Origin of the sequence: Vibrio qingdaonensis (assembly GCF_026191675.1) — a bacterium.
Lineage (GTDB): Bacteria > Pseudomonadota > Gammaproteobacteria > Enterobacterales > Vibrionaceae > Vibrio > Vibrio qingdaonensis.
The window spans coordinates 71,159-91,189 of the sequence record NZ_JAKRRY010000008.1 but is presented as its reverse complement, the minus strand read 5'-3'; the positions used below and the strand labels follow the sequence as shown (position 1 = coordinate 91,189).

Here is a 20,031-nt window from a genome sequence, read left to right as displayed (position 1 = left end):
TACGCTTGGTAATAGCTTCATTCTGAATACAACCCTTCAAGCTGTGGTAACGTCCAAAAATATGATGGATTCGAGTATGAATCCTTACCTTTTGCGTTTTGTCTATATTCGGCTCTAACGAGAAAGCAGTGTTCTTCAGCTCTGGTAATCCCCACATAATGAAGGTTTGTATCTTGTTCTAGATTAGTGAACGTCTGTTCCCCCCAAGATTTTCCAGGTGTCAGATGAGGAAAAGACCATTCTTCTAGATCTAAGTGAAACACATACTTGAACTCCAGCCCTTTGGATTTATGAAGTGTCATGACCTGTACTTCATTTTCATCTTTTAATTTAAACTGCTTCAAAAATGATTCATCATGAACTTTCGATATTAGTGCTGTATCTGTAGATCTTGTATCTTTAATGCCAATTAAAGTGGCTAATTGGTTAAATTTACCAATCAACTCTTCCACAGTTTGATCATCTTTTAATTTTTGGATCATTGTTCTCAAGTTATTGATTGATAGTTTTTTTTGATCAATAGACTCGAAATAGGTATCAATTATGTCTTGCATCGTGGAAATCGCACCATATCGATAAGATAATAAATCCGTATAAAAATCGGCACACTCGGTTGAAGCATGCTTATCAATAGGGTTGTCGTTATATAACCTATACTTGACGGTCATTCCATTAGCAATCATCTGTAAGGATTGCTCTTTTCTAGCTAATACACCAACATCTGATGCTTGTTTGATGTTGCCATCTTTGAGCAATGTATTAATGTAAGTAGATATACCGTTTCCTATACTTGTTAGATTACCTTGGAGGTAGGAGCGATGAACTCTGATATCGTCAGGGGCATGTTTTAACAACTGAGCATTGCTATCAATCAATCGCTCAGCGTAATTGACGATAGAAGGGTGACAACGATGGTTCTTGTCAATAACGAAGTGCTTGAATCTTGGATCTGTTGTCAACGCCAAAAGTAGCTTTGAGTCACCACCACGAAACTCATAAATACTTTGCCATGAATCACCAACTGCGGTGGCAGTTAATCCTAACTGAAATAGCTCAACGAACAATTGATGTTGAGCAAAAGATGAATCTTGATACTCATCAATGTAGACGCTTGAATACCTTGCAGAAACATAACGCCTTGCTGCTAAAGAATTCTTGAGAACAAATAACGCTAGAGCCGAAAAAGAGTTCATCCACAAAATACCGTCATCGTATAAAGCTTTGAATCCAGGATCATTGACAATATCTGCTGTTGTTGGAGATTTATATTCTTGGTTTAAATACTCATTGTATGGACTAATTAACTTCTTCGTTGCTCTTAATTCTAAAGCTGGTGATCCCCAAATTCTCGGTAAGAATGGTAAAATAATTTCTTTGAAACAAAAACTATCGATTGTCCCAAAAAAGCTTGCTTTGGTGTCATGTGCATTCGAAGTGCATTTACGCTTCAGTTCTGCGCTCGCTTTTCGAGTATATGTAATAGCAATGACACCGTTATAAGAAGGTAAATTTAGGGTGGATTGTCTAATTTTTTCGGTTACAACGGTTGTCTTTCCACTACCAGGACAAGCCGTAATAATCATACTTCCATTGTAATCAATCGCCTCTTGTTGCTGCGCTGTTAGCTTAAACTGCTTCATAGCGTTACCTTACCATTTCCACTAATTTGTGTAGTGGTCTCGCCAAATCACCTGAAGTAATTGAAGCTAGATCGTTATCAATCCTTTTAAGCAACGGGTGCATTCTAAGTGCTTTTTTCCCCTGTAGGTACTTAATAGCACCATTTGTATCACTTTTTCCTAATGCTTTAACTATTGACTCAGGAAGCTCTGTTACTAGATCAGTTTCTAGGTCTACTTTAGAAAGATAAATACCTTTACAATTCACTGCATCCGATACAATTTTCCAAGTACCATTATTAAACGCATCGGTAGGTGAAAGTTTAATATCACTATGCTTTAGTTTTGAGAGGTTAGCAGCGCTTAAACAACGATTAGCTCCTGCAAATTGCCACTGACTTTTACCTTTAATTTTGTTGATGTCATTGTCAGTTCGCATAACCCAAGGAATGTTTAAAGCGTTTAATATTTGTACATATACAGAGAACGAAATGCCATCAACAGAGAGGATAGATAGATTTTTAAAATCTAAGTTTATTCCGATTTGCTTAGCTAATTCATGATAAAAGAGCATCTCTGATGGACCTTCTACCAAAAACACGCCGTTAGAGAAGAAAGCCTCTGCTGGTAAGATACTCATTCTATAACTCATACTCTTCCAACTCTCCGCAATACATTGCGAACACCCATTACTAGCAGCTAGAGTTGAGTTTTTAAATGAAAGTAGGCGCACGATAGAATCTGGAGTGAAATTGGTAGCAATTTGAGGTGAGTGTGACGATATAATGGTCTGTCCAGGAAGCTCTTCAATCAAGTATGTCGCTAATTTACGCTGCTGATGAGGGTGGAGGTGGGCTTCAGGCTCTTCAACCACGTAAAAAACAACCTCGTGATCTATATCCTGTTCAATTATGCTTTTTGCTTTCCATAAAGCTAGCAGTATTTGATTGTTGCGTCCATCGCCACCAAGCATGACACTTTCGCCACCAGTGGATGCACCGAGCTGTAGTTTGTCAATAAAATCATTTACTTCTATAGCGCCAGTGTCAAGCTGAACGGAATAATTTGAGTTATGGTGTGCTAGTTTTTTTAGTTCATTGTTGATATCGTCTGTTGCTGACTTAACATAGTTTAGTTTGGCAACTTTCCTATTTAATTTTGCTAAATCAGTACTTATTTCTGTGAGTAAAGTTTCATCTTCTTGGCTATCGTTTTCATTTAGTACTTGTTGAGCAATACGAAGAAGTTGCTTCTTTTCTTTGGCGATAACACGATTTAAGTCTCGCTGTGACTGAATGTACTTTAGGTTAATGTACTTGAGGTAAAAGCGACTTGTGACTTCTTGTAAATCTTCTAGCGATTGACCAACCCATAGCTTGTAGCTGAGGTCTGACTTATTGGCCGTGTAGCGAAAAATTGTTTCTCCATTGTCATTTACATTACCTTTTAAAATCGACAGAACAGCATCTTCTTTCACATCTTTAAAGGTTATTGTGATCTCTACATACTGAGAAGTGCCATCTAAACCAATGTGGAAGTCTAGCTCCGAGGGTTCAATATCAGCTTCAGAAAGACTCTTATCTAATAATATGCGAAGAGAATGGAGCATATTACTTTTACCTATATCATTTGAACCAATGATTAACGTGCTTGAATTAAAATTGATTAAAGCATCATCGAAGTTTCTGAAGCCTTTGAGATGAAGAGATGAAATTTCCAATTGAGTTTCCTTTAATTTATAGGTCTAGAGTAAGGTCAGGTAGGTTTAGAAAACATTAAGTCTTCCTTTAAGCTGACGCTTCATATTCGTTAGCTGTTGATTTCGATATTTCCCCATCGCTCTTCGTGTTAGGGGAGCAACTCTGGAAAGTCCTGTCCAGCCTTAGCTAAAAACCAATTTTTCATAGTAAGTCCATTCTTTTATAAAGCTTCATCTTAAGATCAAGCTCTATCTCTAAGGCGATATGTCTTGACTGTTCTTATGTTTTTTATAATTTGTTGTTTTTTAAGATTTTTATCGTTTCTATGTTACATAGCGCAAATGGACATTTCAACCTGTTTGAGATACGATGTTTGGTAATTAAAGTCAGATTATGATGAGAAATAAAAAATGGTTAAAAACGTTGGTGACAAAGAGTTTTTTGACACGTTGTGGGAATCAGCCGTAGCGTTACGTGGTGCATTGCAGCCCTCTGAATACAAGCACCCTGTGCTTGCTCTTCTATTCTTTAAGTATGTTAGCGACTCCTTTGTAGAATTCCGTGAAGACGCTCAAGAATGGGTAAAAGATGAAGACCATGAGTTTTTCGAGATGAACTTGGAAGACCGTGATTTATACGAAGCTGGTAACATCTTTTGGGTTCCAGAAATTGCACGTTGGGAATACTTAGTTGATAACGCTAAACAAACTAATTACGCAAAAGTTCTAGATGACGCATCAAAAGCGATTGAAGAGCATAACCCTGAGTTAAAAGGCATGCTTTACCGTGGTTTTGGTCTTCTTAAAATCCCTTCAAGTAAATTAGGTGAGCTGGTTGATTTGCTTAGCTCTTTAAGCTTCACGAACAGTGAACATCGATCTGCTGATGTTCTGGGTTTGGCGTATGAATATTTCCTTGGGCAATTCGCTCTTGCCGAAGGTGCTGATGCGGGTGCATTTTTTACATCTGAATCTATCGTTAAAACGCTTGTAGAAATCATTGCACCAACACGAGGTATTTTATACGAACCAGCTATTGGATCTGGCGGTATGGTTGCATGGTCTGAGAAGTTCATGGAGCGTAATGGTGGTGAACGAGGCGATATTAGCGTTTACGGTCAAGAGTACACCCACACGACTTGGAAAATGGCAGCGATGAACCTGCTTATTCGTGGTCTTGATTTTGACCTAGGTGAAGAGAATGCCGATACGCTTCTAAACGATTTACACAAAGATGTTCGCGCTGATTACATCCTAGCTAACCCACCATTCAACCAAGAAAAGTGGGGCGCAAGCAAAGTTGCCAATGATGTACGTTGGAAGTGGGGTACGCCGACTGACAGCAACGCCAACTATGCTTGGATGCAACATATGTTGTACCACCTGAATGAAACTGGTCGTGCAGGCGTAGTAATGGCGAACGGTGCGATGACTTCCACTGCCAATACGGAAGGTGCTATACGTAAAGCTATTATCGAAGATGACCTAGTAGAATGTATGGTTGCCTTGCCACCTAAGCTGTTCATCAACACTCAAATCCCATCTTGTATCTTCGTCTACAACAAAGACAAGAAACGTAAAGGCGAAACATTGTTTATCGATGCTCGTCATCTAGGTCGTTTAGAGACTCGCGCTCAGCTTGTGTTTGATGAAGAGCATATCAATGAAATTGCTCAGACCTACCATGCGTGGGCGAAGACTGAATTTGCTGAAAAAGACAGTAAATATGTTGATATTCCAGGCTTTTGTAAGTCAGCAAAACTTGAAGATATTCAGAAAGCAGGGTTTGTTCTGTCACCAGGTCGTTACGTTGGCGCTGCTGAAGTTGAGGAAGATGAAGCTTCTTATCAAGAAGATATGGCAATCTTAACTGAACAGCTATCAGGTCAAATTGCTAAGTCTGTGACTCTTGATGAGAAAATCAAGGCTTCGCTTGCGGAGGTTGGGTATGACATCTAGCAAAGTTAGATTAGGCGACATTGCCGAAATTGTTATGGGGCAGTCCCCAAAAGGGGATACATGTAATAATGATGGCTCTGGGATGCCATTGTTAAATGGACCTACAGAATTTGGCACTACACACCCTTACCCTACGCAGTTCACAACGGATGCAAAAAAAACATCCCTAGTAGGTGATATTTTATTTTGTGTGCGTGGGTCAACCACGGGACGAATGAACTATGGTGAGCAGGAATATGCTATAGGACGAGGTATTGGAGCTATACGAGGGAAAGGCGGTTATTCCACCCCCTTTGTAAAATCAGTAATTGAGTCAAATTTAGCTGGTTTGTTAAAGGTTGCAACGGGAACAACATTTCCTAATCTTGGTAAAGATGCGCTAAACAATTTCGAAGTTGAGATTATAGATCACAATGCAGCTAAATTTGTTGGTAAGTTTGCTGAGCAATTAGAGGGCAAAATCGCTAACAATAAAGTAATGAATCAAACCCTCGAAAAGATTGCCCAACGCATCTTCAAATCATGGTTTATCGACTTTGACCCAGTAAAAGCGAACAAAGAAGGTTTGCCTTTCGATGGGTTATCACCTGAGATCCAAGCGTTGTTTCCAAGTGAGTTTGAAAGCTCTGAGTTGGGGATGATTCCGAAGGGGTGGAAAGCTGGGTGTTTAGGTGATTTTACAAGTGTTCAAGGTGGATATGCCTTTAAGAGCAAAAGTTTCATCGAGCAAGGGAATCCAGTAGTAAAAATTAAGAATATTGTTGGCGATGGTACTATACGATTGAACGATTGCCAGTGTGTTGATGATGACCTGGCATCTTCATCTTTGAGATTCAAGCTTAATAATGGTGATATTTTGATGGCTATGACTGGTGCAACAGTTGGTAAAAGTGGCTTGTATGTAGGTGATGGAAGAAATGCATACCTTAACCAACGTGTAGCTCGATTTAAGTCCTCGCTAGAAGTGGATGATAATTACTTTACATACTTAAACTTACAACATCCTGTTGTATTTAATACGATAGTTAAAACAGCTCACGGTAGTGCTCAGCCTAACATCAGTGCCAAAGGCATAGAACAAACTCCAGTTATAGTTCCTTCATTAAATGCTATATCCAAATTTGAAGATATTGCATTAAAGCTTTTTGAGAGAGTGATATCAAATAATGCTCAAAACATAACACTATCAAAATTACGTGATCGATTACTCCCAAAATTGATCTCAGGCCAACTTTCTGTTGGTGAAGCGAAGGAAGAACTAGCAGAAGCGATGTAACTAGAAGACCTAGCTCTCGTCAGAGGGCTAGGCTTATTACTATTTAGAACAATAAAAACAATAACAAAGAATAGATATAACAATGAAAATAACTGAAGAAATGCTAGAAGACCATTGTATGGTCTGGTTTAACCAAATAGGCTATCAAACCATCAACGGTAGCGAACTAGAGCCGACTGGTGCAACACCAGAGCGAGAATCGCTATCAGATGTTGTGCTTAAACCTCGTTTGCGTAAGGCTCTGGTTGATATCAATGAACACCTTCCTGAAGCTTGTATTGATACAGCTATAGACATCTTACTTACCACCGTACCGTCTACCGAGCGTGCTAACCACACTTTTCACCGTCAATTAATAGAAGGCATTCAAGTCGATTACGAAGATGAAGATGGTCAACCTGTCGGTGATAGAGTCATGCTGGTTGATTTTGAGAATGAAGATAACGACTGGTTAGCAATCCGTCAGTTCTCAGTCAACGGTGTGACAAATGGCGAAGTGGACAATCGTAGACCTGATATTGTCGTTTTCCTGAATGGCTTACCAATATCGGTTCTAGAGCTTAAAAATCCTGCTGATACTAAAGCTGATGTGTGGCGTGCTTACAACCAAGTACAAACTTACAAGAGTGCAATTAAAGACCTATTTATCTTTAATGAATCATTGATCATTTCAGATGGTACTGAGGCTTATATCGGCTCTTTAACTGCTGATCGTGATCGCTTTACACCTTGGAGAACCATTGATGGCTCTCGTGATGATACAGAAGATACGTTAGCCCTAGAAGTAATGGTACGTGGATTCTTTAATCAAGAGCTGCTGCTTGATTATCTTCAATACTACATTTCGTATGAAGTTGATGTCGAAAAGGTGGTTAAGAAAATCGCTGGTTATCACCAATTCCACGGTGTACGAGCTGCGGTAGAAAGCACTATTCGAGCGACAAGGCACGATGGTGATCAACGTTGCGGTGTTTACTGGCATACGCAAGGCTCTGGTAAGTCTCTGTCGATGACGTTCTACAGTGCGAAGCTGATGGCTTCTCCTTCAATGAATAATCCAACGATTGTCGTTGTTACTGACCGTAATGACTTAGATGAGCAGTTGTTCGAAACATTCTCGGAAAATGCTGAGCTTTTAAATGACACGCCAGTACAAGCCAAAGATAGAGATGACTTGATCGACTTACTCAATAATCGTCATTCTGGCGGCATTATCTTTACAACAATGCAAAAGTTCTCACCACCTAAGGGCGAGACTCGCTGTAAACCGCTCACAGAGCGTCACAACATTGTTGTAGCGGCAGATGAAGCTCATCGTACTCAATATGGTTTAAAAGCTCGTGTAGACAAGAAGACGAGCGAAATGAAGTATGGTTACGCTCAACACTTGAGAGACTCACTACCTAACGCTGGATTTATCGGTTTTACTGGTACGCCAATCGAAATGGAAGACAAAGATACTCGTGTCGTATTTGGTGAAGATGTCTCTGTATATGATATTGAACAGGCTCAGAAGGATGGTGCAACAAAACCACTCTATTATGAGAGTCGTCTTATCAAGCTAGATATGGATAAAAACACCACAGAAGAAGACGTTGACCAAAAAGTTGATTATCTGGTGTCTGAATATGATGAAGATGATCAAGCTAAAACTAAGTCTCGTAATGCAGCTTTAGAAGCGCTTATCTGTGCGGAAGACCGTGTTGAACGCCTTGTGAAAGATATGCTCAATCACTTTGCTGATCGTGAAGAAACGTCTCTATCTAAGGCGATGATGGTTTGCATCAGTCGTGAAGCCTGCGTTCAGGTTTACGATAAAGTTGCTGAGCTAAAACCTGAATGGGCTGATGACGATCCTGAAAAGGGCTGCATGAAAGTGATCATGACAGGGACTTCTGACGATCCTGAGAAATACCAGAAACACATTCACAAGAAGCCTATTCAGAAGAAAATTGCTAAGCGAGTTAAGAACCCTAATGATGAGCTTAAGTTGGTCATCGTTTGTGATATGTGGCTAACGGGTTTTGATGCTCCTTGTTTAAATACCATGTATATCGACAAACCGCTGAAAGGACATAACTTAATGCAGGCAATTGCTCGTGTTAACCGTGTGTTCCGAGACAAAGAAGGTGGTTTGATAGTTGATTACTTAGGGATTGCTCCTGAGTTGCGTAATGCTATTGCCAATTACACAGCAAGTGGTAATGGTTCTCCAACCATCGACCTAAGCGAAGCTATGGTTGTGACTAAGACAAAACTGGATGTTTGTCGTGGCATCATGCATGGTTTTGATTACAGCGATTTCAAGACTAATACGCTTGGACTGCTTGCTGGCGCAATGAACCACATTCTTAACTTAGAGGATGGCAAAAAGCGCTTTGATAAAGCGGCTTTATCTCTATCCAAGGCTTTTAGTCTGTGTTCAAGCATGGATGAGGCTAAGGAAATTAAAGAAGAGATTGCTTTCTTCGAGACTCTGCGTGCTGCTATTAAAAAGTCTACGACTTCAAAACAGCGTATGTCTGATGAAAAGGTTCAAACTGCATTAAGGCAAGTGGTTTCTGAGACAATTGTTTCGGGTGATATCGTAGATGTATTTGATTCAGCAGGGTTGAATAAGCCAAACATTAGCATTCTTGACGATGAGTTCTTAGCTGAAGTTGAGAAGAGTGAGCACAAGAGTTTAGCCGTAGAAATGCTTAAAAAGCTCATTCAAGATGAAATCAAAACTCGTACTGTTAAGAACGCTGTAGCTTACAAGACCTTCTCAGAAATGTTACGCAATTCACTTGATAAGTATCGTAATCGCTCAGTAGAAACTAGCGTGGTAATCGAAGAGCTGATCAAACTTGCAAAAGAATTGAGAGAGTCAGCAGATCGTGGGGAAGAATTAGATCTAACCAAAGAGGAATTAGCATTCTTCGATGCTTTAGTTGCTAACGATTCCGCTCGTGAAGCTATGAAGCAAGAAGACATCTTGACCATCGCTCGTAAGCTTGCCGAGGAAATTCGTAAAAGCGCTCAACCAGACTGGGCAAAGCGCAAAAATTTGCGAGCTAAGATGCGCCTCAAAATTAAGCAGATATTGAAACGTACTGGCTACCCACCAGATGAGCAAGCCGATGCAGTTGAACTTGTATTAGAGCAAGCTGAGCTAGTGAATCCTTAACTTTTAAGAGTAGCTACATAGAATATCGAAACAATTTCTATTCTATACTGTGACAAACTCTTGTAATCATGAGTTGAGATATTGATGTTGGAATGAAAGATTAAAAGTGTGATTTCTACGAATCACACTTGTTTTCTAGATGCTGTGTTTCTGCTAGAAGTTCGTCAATGACATCAAGATCTTCAGTGAGAAATGCTTTTTGTTTTAGAAGTCGTCTTAACTTTGCATCAGACCAATCCTCAGTTTGAGGGAAGCTATAGCTCAATCTTTGATATGCGTGAATTTGATTCTCAAGCAAGTCTAGCTTTTCATCTATTGTATTGCGTACTTCTTTGATGTGCTCGATCTCAAAATAGTCTGGCAATTTTGGGTAACTCTTAATGAGTTCGCCTTGCTCATTTTCAGTATAGAGCTTTCTGTAAATAGCGCCAACGGCTTGTTTACTGCCAAGCGATTGAATAATTGGCTGATCTTCAGATTCATATGACTCTAGTAAGCGTTCGACTAATCGCTTGATAGAACTTTGAGACAAATTTCCCTGGTAATCGCTTTCAATCTGTTTAACTAGGTCATTCAAATAAAAGACTTGAGGCACCTTGGTACATAGTGCCATTAACATAATTTCTTCAAATGAATCTTGCATACAATAACTCCAAAATCGACAACGAAACCAATTATAGTTGGTTTGAACGAAAAAACCAACTATAATTGGTTTGAGAATTAAAATGAAAAAAGAAATAGCAGTTAGCTTCGGTAGAAAAGTTGCTGAAAAGAGAAAAGAAAAAGGATGGTTGCAGGGCGATCTGGCAAAATTCAGTGGTCTAAGTAAGACCTATGTCGGAAATCTAGAGAGAGGTGAAACCAACGTGGCGTTAGAGAAGGTTTATTTGTGCGCTTACGTCTTAGAATGTCCTGTACAGGACTTATTGCCCTGTGATGAAGAAATTTTTGAATCAATACAAGAAAGGTCTGAATAATGTATAGAGCCGTCTATCAAACGAACTGTAGGGCGATTTCAGGCTTTAAATTACATTATACAAGCATGCAGTATGGCTGTTAGAGGTATAGATGGAAACAATTCTCATAAAAATTGAAAGTTCGACAGGAATTGTTATTCCAGATGAATTCTTAGCTGAAATGCAACTGAAGCCAGGTTCTAAAGTCACGCTAATCCGTAAAGAGGACGGGTTCTTTGTGAAGGCATTGGATAAAAAACCAAAGTTTGACATCAAAGACTTAATGGCTAATACGGATTTTGACTCGCAACGTAATGACCCTGAATTACAAGAATGGCAAGCTAAGTCAAGATCAGGGCGCGAGGGGGTCTAAATCACAGCCCCCTCTGTTAGTGGGCTATAGAACTAATCTGCCAGATTTGATTATATCGTAATATGGAAACAGACAGGTTGAGTCTAGGCTAATCCACCTAAGATACTCTGAACTGCTCACCTACAGGCGGAGTAAAACCTAAATATCGCGATTTAGCATTTGGTGTGCGATTAATTGCACGATTTAATGCCTGGATATCGCCGACAAAAATAGTTGCTTCAGTACTACGAGTAAGAGCTGTGTAAATTAGGCTATTTTCGATTAGTGCGCTATCCCAAGATGGTATGACCACAATAGTATATTTGAATTCAGATCCTTGCGCTTTGTGTATCGTAACAGCATAACTATGATTTAAGCCTACTTGAGCAATATGTTCTTCATCTAATTCGATCTGTGTTTCGTTGAGATTACATATCAATTTTTTTATTAATTTTTTTGCACTGTTATACTCATGCACGATGCGCAGAACTACCCCCATATCGCCATTGTATAATCCTAGCTCTTCATTATTGCGTGTTACGATAACTTTATCACCTTGTCTAAAACCAAATGTTTTACGTCCTTCGGGGTTGATAGTAAGCATGCATGCTTCGTTTATCTCATCAACCGAAACAAACTGTTTATAAGTCGAGAAAGGAGTGATGATTTGAGTTTCATAGATTCCTAAAGCTATGAGTAATTTTGAGCATATAGCAGGGATATCTTGGTTTGTACATGCAAGTTTAAATACTCCATTATTTAATTTTGATTGATAAGGTGGTAGGTGTGCATTGGGTTCTTTTTTGAAATCTATTTCATGCTCATTCAGTTTAGTATCTTTATGACCAACAGTTCTTACTAGCGTAGCAAAATTTTGAATTGGATTATTCGTACTTTGGCGTAATGATGATGTTAGCTCAACATAGTTAATTCTTGCTTCGACCAGAGGCTGAAAAACAGCACCAAAACCTACAGGAGCAACTTGGGCAACATCACCGACCATCAGGAGTGAAAAGTCAGCATCGTGGCTCTCAAGCGCATGTAGAAGCTCTGAAGTGATAGATAAATCACACATTGATGCTTCATCGACAACAATTAAACAGTTATTTTTAAGCTTGAGCCTGCTTGATGTCAGTTTATTAATGAATGAGCGTAGAGTAAAACAGCATTCTTCCATCACTGTTTTTGCGACTAATCCTTTGCGTTTTTCCCTAGTTACTTTGTGTTTTATAAGGCTTTTTCGAATGCGCTTTGTTGCCACAGCAGAAAGGGCAAGATAATACGAGTCACGTTCATCATGATTACAAATATACTTTATAGCGGATAGTGCGGTACTTTTACCACTGCCGCTTACTCCTTGCGCAACTGTCAAGTGTTGGGTGGTTGCTTTTTCGACTAAGTTCACTTGCTCATGAGTAAGTGCAAAGTTAACGAGGATATTAAACTCACTGATCAATTGGTTAAATCGTGATTGTGATAGATAGAAGTCGGCTTGTTTGATTAACCTTTGTATCGACATCTCGGTCTTAGATTCAATATAAGCAACGCCAATGCCCTGGTACGCTGTTTCATCTGAAGACTTGCATAGAGTTCGTTCACTTAATGCAATTTGAACAGCATTATCTACATTATTTTTATTGATGAGTGAGCCAAGCTTTTGATTGAATTCGTCAATAGGAATGGCTGTATGACCATTAGCTAAGGCTCGATATACCACTGTATCTATAGCGCCTAGAAATCGGTATTTGGGGGAACAGGGTGACTGTTTATTTATTCTTTCTGCCACCCCCCATGCGTTTACGAACTTTGCGCCAAATTGAATCGGAAGGTAGGGATTTTGTTGTAATGATTGTTTCGCTTTGATACCCAATAGTTGATACAAATACTTTGCAGTTTTAATATCATACCCAGTAAATTGAATGAATTCGATGTAATCGAATTCGTTTACTAGACTGCTGAATGCTTGCATTACAGCAAGTGCTCTTTTGGGGTTGTTAAATGCGACACTTAGAGCAGATAGATTTTGTTCAGTGAGTATTTTGATGAATTTCCTAGCACTTCCCGCTGCTTTTATTGTTTTCTCTAGTCGCTTACGTTTGCAACCTAAACGATTGAAAGTAGGATGTTTATCTAAAAGGTGACCAAGTAATTGGGGGAGAGTAAAGGGGGCATTACCACATTCTAGCAAAGATAACTCTTTATCAAACGTCATTATCAAATCGAATCGCGGTTGAATCGCATTGGTTTGATAATGTAGACAGTATTTTGTTGCATATGGTTTGTTAGAAGGAGTGAATTGCCAAATTTCTGCGGGTTCTGGCGCTTTATATACAAGTTCTGTGTTTATGACGATGCATAACCTTTTCTGAGATTTTAAGCACTTAGCATATATCTGGTAAACTTCTTTTAGTTCGTCTTTTTGACAACTTGTGACAACAAAATTAGTTTGCAAAACTACGCCCTCCGCACAAAAGCATATTTTCTACTTGTCTTAAGTGAGTTCCTTCTATGTTGTTCCTATGAGCTTTACAAGCTAATAATTGCGCTTCTAGATCTTGAATTATTAGCTCTTGGCTTGAGATTTTTTCTTGTAACTTATTGATTTTATGGGTGTCTATTGTTGAGCTGTCGGTCTCTATAGTTTGGTTCTCATTACTTGACGAATTTAGAGTGCTGTTACTAATGCCTAGCTCAATGATGTCTTGTTTAATTCTGGCTTGAATATACGAATTATCGTTGATTGTTTGACGGCTTTTGAATCCACACCACCGTGCAAGTTCTGAGACATTGATACCTAGTGCATTATTTTTATCTCTTGGAAAGGAAAAACCTTTTAACTTCATTTTTTCGATACAATCATCATACAACTGGCGATAAAGTTTACTCTTTGCTGGTCCTTTTAGTGCCTTCTGTTCTGCGGTTAAAGTACATTTGGGGAAGCTCTTATTCATTATTTCCTCCATGCTCTCTGCTAGACTGCCAATCAGAATAAGGGGTTAGGTACTGGCTATTTACGATAACTTCACCGTAAATGTCCGTAATTGTATTGTTGTTTTGATCATAAATGACTCCTAGATCTGAACTATTTAACCAATCTAGGAGATGTGCCATTGAATGGCACATTTTTCTAGTCTCGTTCTCCGTATTATTCCCTGTTACGTCCGTATTTCCATTTCCAAGTTGTTGATCTATTTGCGCTAATGTTAACTCAAGCTGTTCATTTCGTTGATGAGACTTTGTTAGTTTTTCATTTAAGTTGCTGATTTTACACTGCAAAAGAGCCTTTTCAGCAACCCAATTTGACGGTGCTGAGTCCAGTATCGACAAGTTGCCATGTTGCTTATTTCTGCTTGAAAGTGAACTAGCATTTAGCTTCGATATTTTTGATAGTGATTCTTCAAGAACACCTCGATATTGCCCGCTATGTTTAAGCAGGGTAGAGTAACCAATAGCATCCTGTGCATGATCCTCCGTCATGATCTCAACAGTCATTTTTGCAAGATGATCCAAATTTTTCACTTTACTGTAGAGCTTTTTAGAACGTTCAATTTTACTAACTGTGTCCCTTAAAAGCTTCAAACGAAGAAGCATCAACTCTTTTCGACTAGGCATGTTCTATACTCTCCAACGTTTTGATTATTTGATTCTGAACAAGGCTTTTCTGTGGAACAGGTTTATTAATAAGCTCAGTGTCCAGAGTCTCAATTATCTGCTTTTTGTTGATAATTCCAGCATCGATCATCGCAAGTATTGGCGCTAAAATATGGTCTGGGCTTAAGTTTTGTTCTTGATAGCTTATTGCTAGCTGCTGTCTTTGCTGTGAGCTTGCACTCATTGACAGGTACTGTACTTTTTGTGTTAGCCGAGCCATGACAACTCTGAGCTTATCGGATCTGAGAGAAGGAATATCATCCGTAGTGAGTGCATGGTTGAAGAATATTTCAGCAACCTTTTGTTGAACTTTTTCACATTTAATGCTTTCTTTCAGCAATGTAGGTGCGGGAATCATAAAACGGCTATGCTGATTATTTTTAGTTCCAAGTAGTCTTTGTCGCTGTGTTTCAACAGCTTCTTGAGCAATTGCCCACCCAATTTTTTCACTACTAATAACATCAATCTTCTGCTTTAATCGTTTTTTCTCTTGCTTGACGAAATTACTGTCCAAATCTGAATTGGAGTTTAAGCTTTTCAATTCCTCACCAGTCAGTGTTTCATCTATTTCTAACTTTTCCATCATTGCTGATATCGATACAAGATTATCAATATGGCATATTTTAATCCTGCAAACACCACAACGTTGAAAGCCTCCATTTTCATCAACAATTTCGGCTGGGCATTCGAGGTTATGGACACATATATGAGTATCTGCAAATGCAATCATTGAGTGTGGGGTCGATGATAGTAGGTCTAAGCCAGTCTTTTTTTGTATCTCGTTTCCTTCTTTATCAATCACGACTAACGGTATAGAAGTCATGCCGTAAAGATTCATCGCTTCTGAAGGCGATTGTAGAAATGCATCTTCGACTTTTGATGAAACAGCTTTACTAGATATTCGTACGCTTTCATTACTATCCGTGCGTTTGATTATTTTTAATGCCTGTCGGCTCGATTCGAATAATGCTTTTGTTTCTTCAGCATTCTCAACTCCGTAGTAAACCGCTGTCTTGCCACTCTGGTTAACTGTCCTCGCCAATAGATGTAGTGGCATATGTCCTATACGGTGTGAAACAAATGTAGTTCGTGAGCCATGAGGTGTTACGATAGGCATTAACTTGATTCTGTGTCCTATCCCATCAAACTTGTGTTTATGCAATTTGCTTTCATCAACAAATGAACGTTTTACATGAGAATTCTGAGCAGTTAATTTATTAACAAAGTTGAGATAAGTCATTGGATCATCAGGTGTCAATGGAACCATTTTAACGAATTGACAATTATTAACATACTCACCACAGTGTGTATTTATTAGCTGTTGAGCTAATAAAAGTAGATTATCCCAGACACCATTCCACTGTTGTTCTCCAAAATCTTTTCCTGCTGCATTTCGAAATAGAACGTCAATTTCTTGATTTGAAGAACTGTACTTGATTAGATCACCGATATTTCTATCTGTTCGTAGTCTTAAAAACTCCCTTTCAGACCTCAGAATACTAATAACATCCTGATGAGAGGGGGCTTTCCAAGGTCGTTTGTTCGTCTTTTCCGTTTGTACAAGTAGGTGAGTAACATCAGTGTTATCTGTTGCATACTTATCAAAATGTCGCGCATCTAGATGTCGGATATGTATATGTCGAATCCCTTGTTCTAAGGCTACTGTCGCTCCTCGAATTGGACCTAGTAAAGGAATTGATATATTTTTACCATCAATGTGTACTTTTGATGTTTTATTCATACAGAAGGGATTTGATAGTGTTGAGGAGGGCTGATCTAAACGGAAGTACTGATACTCTAAACTATCATTTAAGTACCAAGCTATTGGGGTATAGCCAGCGACTGGCTCAGAAAACACTTGATTTCGAAGGTTTTGTATTTGTAAATCATTTGTTACTACAGCAGTCCCCTTCTTAAGTTGATATGCTTTGAGGGGGATGGCAAGACGAATAGGACTAGTGTTCTGATAGTTGAGTGTAAACTCTCCAAGTCGGGTCGAACGTTTTGGTTTTAGGTCGATAAATGAATACGGATTCGCTTTTGGTAGTGTTGACATGGATGTGAAGCCAAGTAAAGTATGTGTATAGCCCTCTAGGATTCGTTGTTGAAGATACATTCCCAAGCTTTCAAGTGAATAAGCGGTCTCTAGTAGAAATGGAAACTCTTCACGAGAAATCGTTTGTTTAACTGATTCATTATGCGCCCCAAGAGCAATACCATTACAGTGCTTATGCCAATGTTGAGTAAACTCCTTGGATAAAATCACTGCTTGGCTAGGTACGTGTTGTTGATCTAAAGCGAAATTTTCATTAATACTTAATATACAACTTCTTACGCTCGTTGGGAGTTGCTCCGATTGTTGTAATAAAAAATCTGAAAGGGTTCGAGGCCAAGTTTCATTATCAATATCCAGATTAGAAAAACTACGTATAACGAACGTTTCTCGGTCAAGAAGCTTTAGCGTTTCGGGTATCGTAATTGATTGAGATTTAGCTACATCTGGGAACATTTCTATCCAAGCCGCTACATAGAGCAAATACCGTCTTATTGTATTCCAGCCCGCAGTGTATTGTGTTTGCGCTGACTTTGTAGTTGCTTGTCTTTTGAAACTTTGGTGCTGATATTCATCCCAATGTTTAAAATTTACATCTAATGTATCATTCAAGGCTTTATTGACTACGTTCACATTGTTACTAACAACAAAATCGAACAAAGCTTGTTCATCTTTATCGAACAAAACTGCACTAAAATCGAATTCACAGGGACTCAGGGCAACTTTTATTTCATTTTTTACTGTTTCTGTGAGCTTTCTACTGTGACTTTGAAGAGAGTCTGTGTGAAAAAAATTCAGTGAGCCTGTGCAAATGCGTTTTAAGTTTGTTAGCCCAGAGCTAAAGCCTTCAAAAGGCTTAACTGAATCAGTTAATTGTTTGAGAATTGCTAAATGGGATTGCTTTTTGTGGTTAAGTTCTTTCCAAAGCACGCTTAGTCGGGTTACTTCATCAAAACTGCTTAAATCTAGAGTTTCAGTTACTTGACCGCAGTAAAGTAAAAAGTTAGTGGAATTAATGCCAAGTTTAGCTTCTTCTCGGTTAACTTTTACAATCTCACGCTCAATCAGGTTTGCACTCTCGTACCCAAAAAAAATCGCTTCAAATTTGGCAGATAGATTTTTGACGTACTCATCTGTAGCCCCAAACATAGGGGGGGTATTTCGTCTATTATTGGCTTTAAACGTAACAAAAGAGTGTAGGTTGTTAGACACAATAGTATGTGAAATCGGCAGAATAATATGCCCAGATCGCCATAGGCGAATTAATAAACACCTTGATAAGTGAATTAGATTACTGAATAAATTGCTTGTTAAAATCTCTTCATTCACGCCCATTTTTGAAGCTAAATATTTGGCTTTTTTTATGAATTCAGTAGCTGCTAAATGCTGCTTGTGTAGTGGATCGTTGGCTCTTTGCTCATTAACTTTGTAGTTCGTAGTACCATCACCAATGCATGCAAGTTGATATAATTCTTGCGCTGTGATTATTATATTTTGTTTAAGTTCAATAATTGCCCAGCGAGCATCTGCAACGCCATTTGAAATGTTAGTGCCGACAAGTGCGGAGTTGCTTAGGTCGTACTTTTTTTCAACGCCTACATCAGTGAAAAAATCATGAACATCATTTGCTAATGCATTAGCAATAATAGGTATTTGATTGTTAGCTTGCTGCTCCCCATTAGGGAAAATAACTTGATTGCTGATATTAAACATTGTTAGCCTCTGCACTGAAATTTTCGATTTGAGTTAGTTTTAGATTGATTTTTTTAGCTTGCTCTTCGTGATACAACTTTTGTTCGATCAAGGCTGTTGTTTCATGAGATAAATTGCCTATACGAGCTAAGATACGTGCTTTGGCATGTTCATCTTTTACTTTATCTTCATCAATCTTAATGTAACGTAAAGTACTATTAAGTGACTCATGCCCAATAAGTTTTTTCACTATTTGAACTTCTAATCCAAATTTTATCCTTTGGCTTCCGTCTTCCATTTCTTCTATTGTGGGATACTCGTTTAATAGGTAATTGATGAGAGTGTGTCTAGCCAAATGAAATCCATAGATGTACGACACACCAATTTTGTTGAGGGCTAGCTTATATTTTTTTTCTATGTTGCTGAGACTGCGTTTGTTTCTTCTGGCTTGATTAACTAAAAGGAGAGGGCGGCCTTTACGAGATCCCTTTTGGAATACAAAGATAAAGTCGTGACTGAAGGTTGAGCAAAACTCACTAGATCCGAGATAGTCTTCTAATGCAAGCCAGAAAACTTCCTCAGCATCACCAAAGAGGTGGACAATATCATCTTTAGTGCTTCTTCCCTTTTCGGACTTGCAAGATTGTTTTTCGATTAGTGTTAAACCACGAAAATCGATTTTCTTCATGTAAATCAATCGATTGGTAAAGTCTATGTGACTAAATTGAAGCATTAAGGCTTCACTAATCCGTAAACCCGTTGCATGTATTAATGCATAAAGTAATCTTTCCCGTTTACTTAATGATGGTAATGATAAAAGGTCACGAATTTGTTCTTGCGTCATTTCACAATAAGATCGGATTTCAGCATCTTCCGATTGTAGTCGCTTAAGTACTCTTTCTGACAGTCCGCTGTAATTGTTAGCACCTATGATCCCACCTAACAATGTATTGTTTTGCCAGTGAAGTTTTTCCGCTTGGCTAACTTTGTTGTTGTTCCAAACTTCGGCAAAGGCAGGTTGATAGTTGAAGTCATTGAGTGAGAATCCATTCTCTCTCGCAAATCGAGTGTGAAAAGCTTTAGCTTCACGTTCACTAAATTTTAAAAAGTGATCGACACCAACTGCATGAAGGTTAACAGCATTATTCCCGAGGTTGGGCTTGTAGCCATCCATTTTTTCTCTAAGAGTGTTGAGCAAGGCATCTTCGATAAGATTGTCGTTTTTAGACAAGTAGTACGGATAATTGTTTATGACTCTGGATACGTAATGTAGGTCTGCTTGATCAAACTGAAACTTTATATCGGCTTCATGCAAGTAATCAATAAACCTTATGACCGCATTACTGTACGTAAGCATGGTGTTTGGTTTTAGTGGCTTACCGTTTTTTCCAGTCAAAGTTTTTAGGTAATTAACGAATTTAGTAAATTCGATGACTTCACTCTTGTCTGCTTTTCTAAACAGTTTTGTATGAACAGAATCAATGACTCTATTGTCAGAGACCTGTATTGATTCATGCTCTTCAATGTACAAGTGCTTCAGTTTCATGAGAGTAAATATCCTTAAGCCGCAAGAGAAGATAACATGGATTACATATTATCACCCTT

Annotated in this window: 13 protein-coding genes; 5 read left to right on the top strand and 8 right to left on the bottom strand. The window is 38.7% G+C overall.

From position 1 onward, the window contains the following. Nucleotides 1-17: 17 nt before the first annotated feature. Both MD535_RS08385 and MD535_RS08380 read right to left on the bottom strand, forming a co-directional pair. The gene (locus tag MD535_RS08385; RefSeq protein ID WP_265674421.1) at nt 18-1,640 is read right to left on the bottom strand and encodes a UvrD-helicase domain-containing protein; all 1,623 of its coding nucleotides are present in this window, start codon (nt 1,638-1,640) and stop codon (nt 18-20) included. A 4-nt stretch (nt 1,641-1,644) separates the two neighbouring features. Then, nucleotides 1,645-3,339, bottom strand: a complete 1,695-nt coding sequence (locus MD535_RS08380; RefSeq protein WP_265674420.1) for an ATP-dependent nuclease — start codon at nt 3,337-3,339, stop codon at nt 1,645-1,647. Between the two features lie 390 nt (nt 3,340-3,729). On the opposite strand from MD535_RS08380, the gene MD535_RS08375 reads away from it, so the two are divergent. The 3 genes from MD535_RS08375 (at nt 3,730) to MD535_RS08365 (ending at nt 9,722) form a co-directional block, all read left to right on the top strand. Further along, nucleotides 3,730-5,277, top strand: coding sequence for a type I restriction-modification system subunit M (locus MD535_RS08375; protein WP_265674419.1), 1,548 nt, complete (start codon nt 3,730-3,732; stop codon nt 5,275-5,277). Beyond that, nucleotides 5,267-6,553, top strand: coding sequence for a restriction endonuclease subunit S (locus MD535_RS08370; protein ID WP_265674418.1), 1,287 nt, complete (start codon nt 5,267-5,269; stop codon nt 6,551-6,553). Before MD535_RS08375 ends, MD535_RS08370 begins: the two co-directional genes overlap by 11 nt. An 82-nt stretch (nt 6,554-6,635) precedes the next feature. Next, nucleotides 6,636-9,722, top strand: coding sequence for a type I restriction endonuclease subunit R (locus tag MD535_RS08365; protein ID WP_265674417.1), 3,087 nt, complete (start codon nt 6,636-6,638; stop codon nt 9,720-9,722). Between the two features lie 115 nt (nt 9,723-9,837). On the opposite strand, the gene MD535_RS08360 is transcribed toward MD535_RS08365, so the two are convergent. Then, complete coding sequence (locus tag MD535_RS08360) at nt 9,838-10,365, bottom strand: hypothetical protein (RefSeq protein ID WP_023403757.1); 528 nt, start codon at nt 10,363-10,365, stop codon at nt 9,838-9,840. Nucleotides 10,366-10,447: 82 nt separating this feature from the next. On the opposite strand from MD535_RS08360, the gene MD535_RS08355 reads away from it, so the two are divergent. Next, nucleotides 10,448-10,699 carry a helix-turn-helix domain-containing protein gene (locus MD535_RS08355; RefSeq protein ID WP_023403758.1) on the top strand — a complete coding sequence of 84 codons (252 nt, stop codon included), beginning with the start codon at nt 10,448-10,450 and terminating at the stop codon, nt 10,697-10,699. 91 nt (nt 10,700-10,790) lie between these two features. Continuing rightward, nucleotides 10,791-11,051 (top strand): AbrB/MazE/SpoVT family DNA-binding domain-containing protein, encoded by a 261-nt coding sequence (locus tag MD535_RS08350; RefSeq protein ID WP_265674416.1) that lies wholly within the window; start codon nt 10,791-10,793, stop codon nt 11,049-11,051. Between the two features lie 97 nt (nt 11,052-11,148). On the opposite strand, the gene MD535_RS08345 is transcribed toward MD535_RS08350, so the two are convergent. The 5 genes from MD535_RS08345 to MD535_RS08325 are packed head-to-tail and all read right to left on the bottom strand — an operon-like array spanning nt 11,149 to nt 19,972. Further along, the gene (locus MD535_RS08345; protein WP_265674415.1) at nt 11,149-13,482 is read right to left on the bottom strand and encodes an AAA family ATPase; all 2,334 of its coding nucleotides are present in this window, start codon (nt 13,480-13,482) and stop codon (nt 11,149-11,151) included. Continuing rightward, nucleotides 13,472-13,981 (bottom strand): hypothetical protein, encoded by a 510-nt coding sequence (locus MD535_RS08340; protein ID WP_265674414.1) that lies wholly within the window; start codon nt 13,979-13,981, stop codon nt 13,472-13,474. The genes MD535_RS08345 and MD535_RS08340 overlap by 11 nt, the downstream gene beginning before the upstream one ends. Next, nucleotides 13,974-14,642 carry a hypothetical protein gene (locus tag MD535_RS08335; protein ID WP_265674413.1) on the bottom strand — a complete coding sequence of 223 codons (669 nt, stop codon included), beginning with the start codon at nt 14,640-14,642 and terminating at the stop codon, nt 13,974-13,976. Before MD535_RS08335 ends, MD535_RS08340 begins: the two co-directional genes overlap by 8 nt. Next, complete coding sequence (locus MD535_RS08330; RefSeq protein ID WP_265674412.1) at nt 14,635-18,447, bottom strand: hypothetical protein; 3,813 nt, start codon at nt 18,445-18,447, stop codon at nt 14,635-14,637. Before MD535_RS08330 ends, MD535_RS08335 begins: the two co-directional genes overlap by 8 nt. Then, nucleotides 18,440-19,972, bottom strand: a complete 1,533-nt coding sequence (locus tag MD535_RS08325; RefSeq protein ID WP_265674411.1) for a tyrosine-type recombinase/integrase — start codon at nt 19,970-19,972, stop codon at nt 18,440-18,442. The genes MD535_RS08330 and MD535_RS08325 overlap by 8 nt, the downstream gene beginning before the upstream one ends. Between the last annotated feature and the right edge of the window lie 59 nt (nt 19,973-20,031).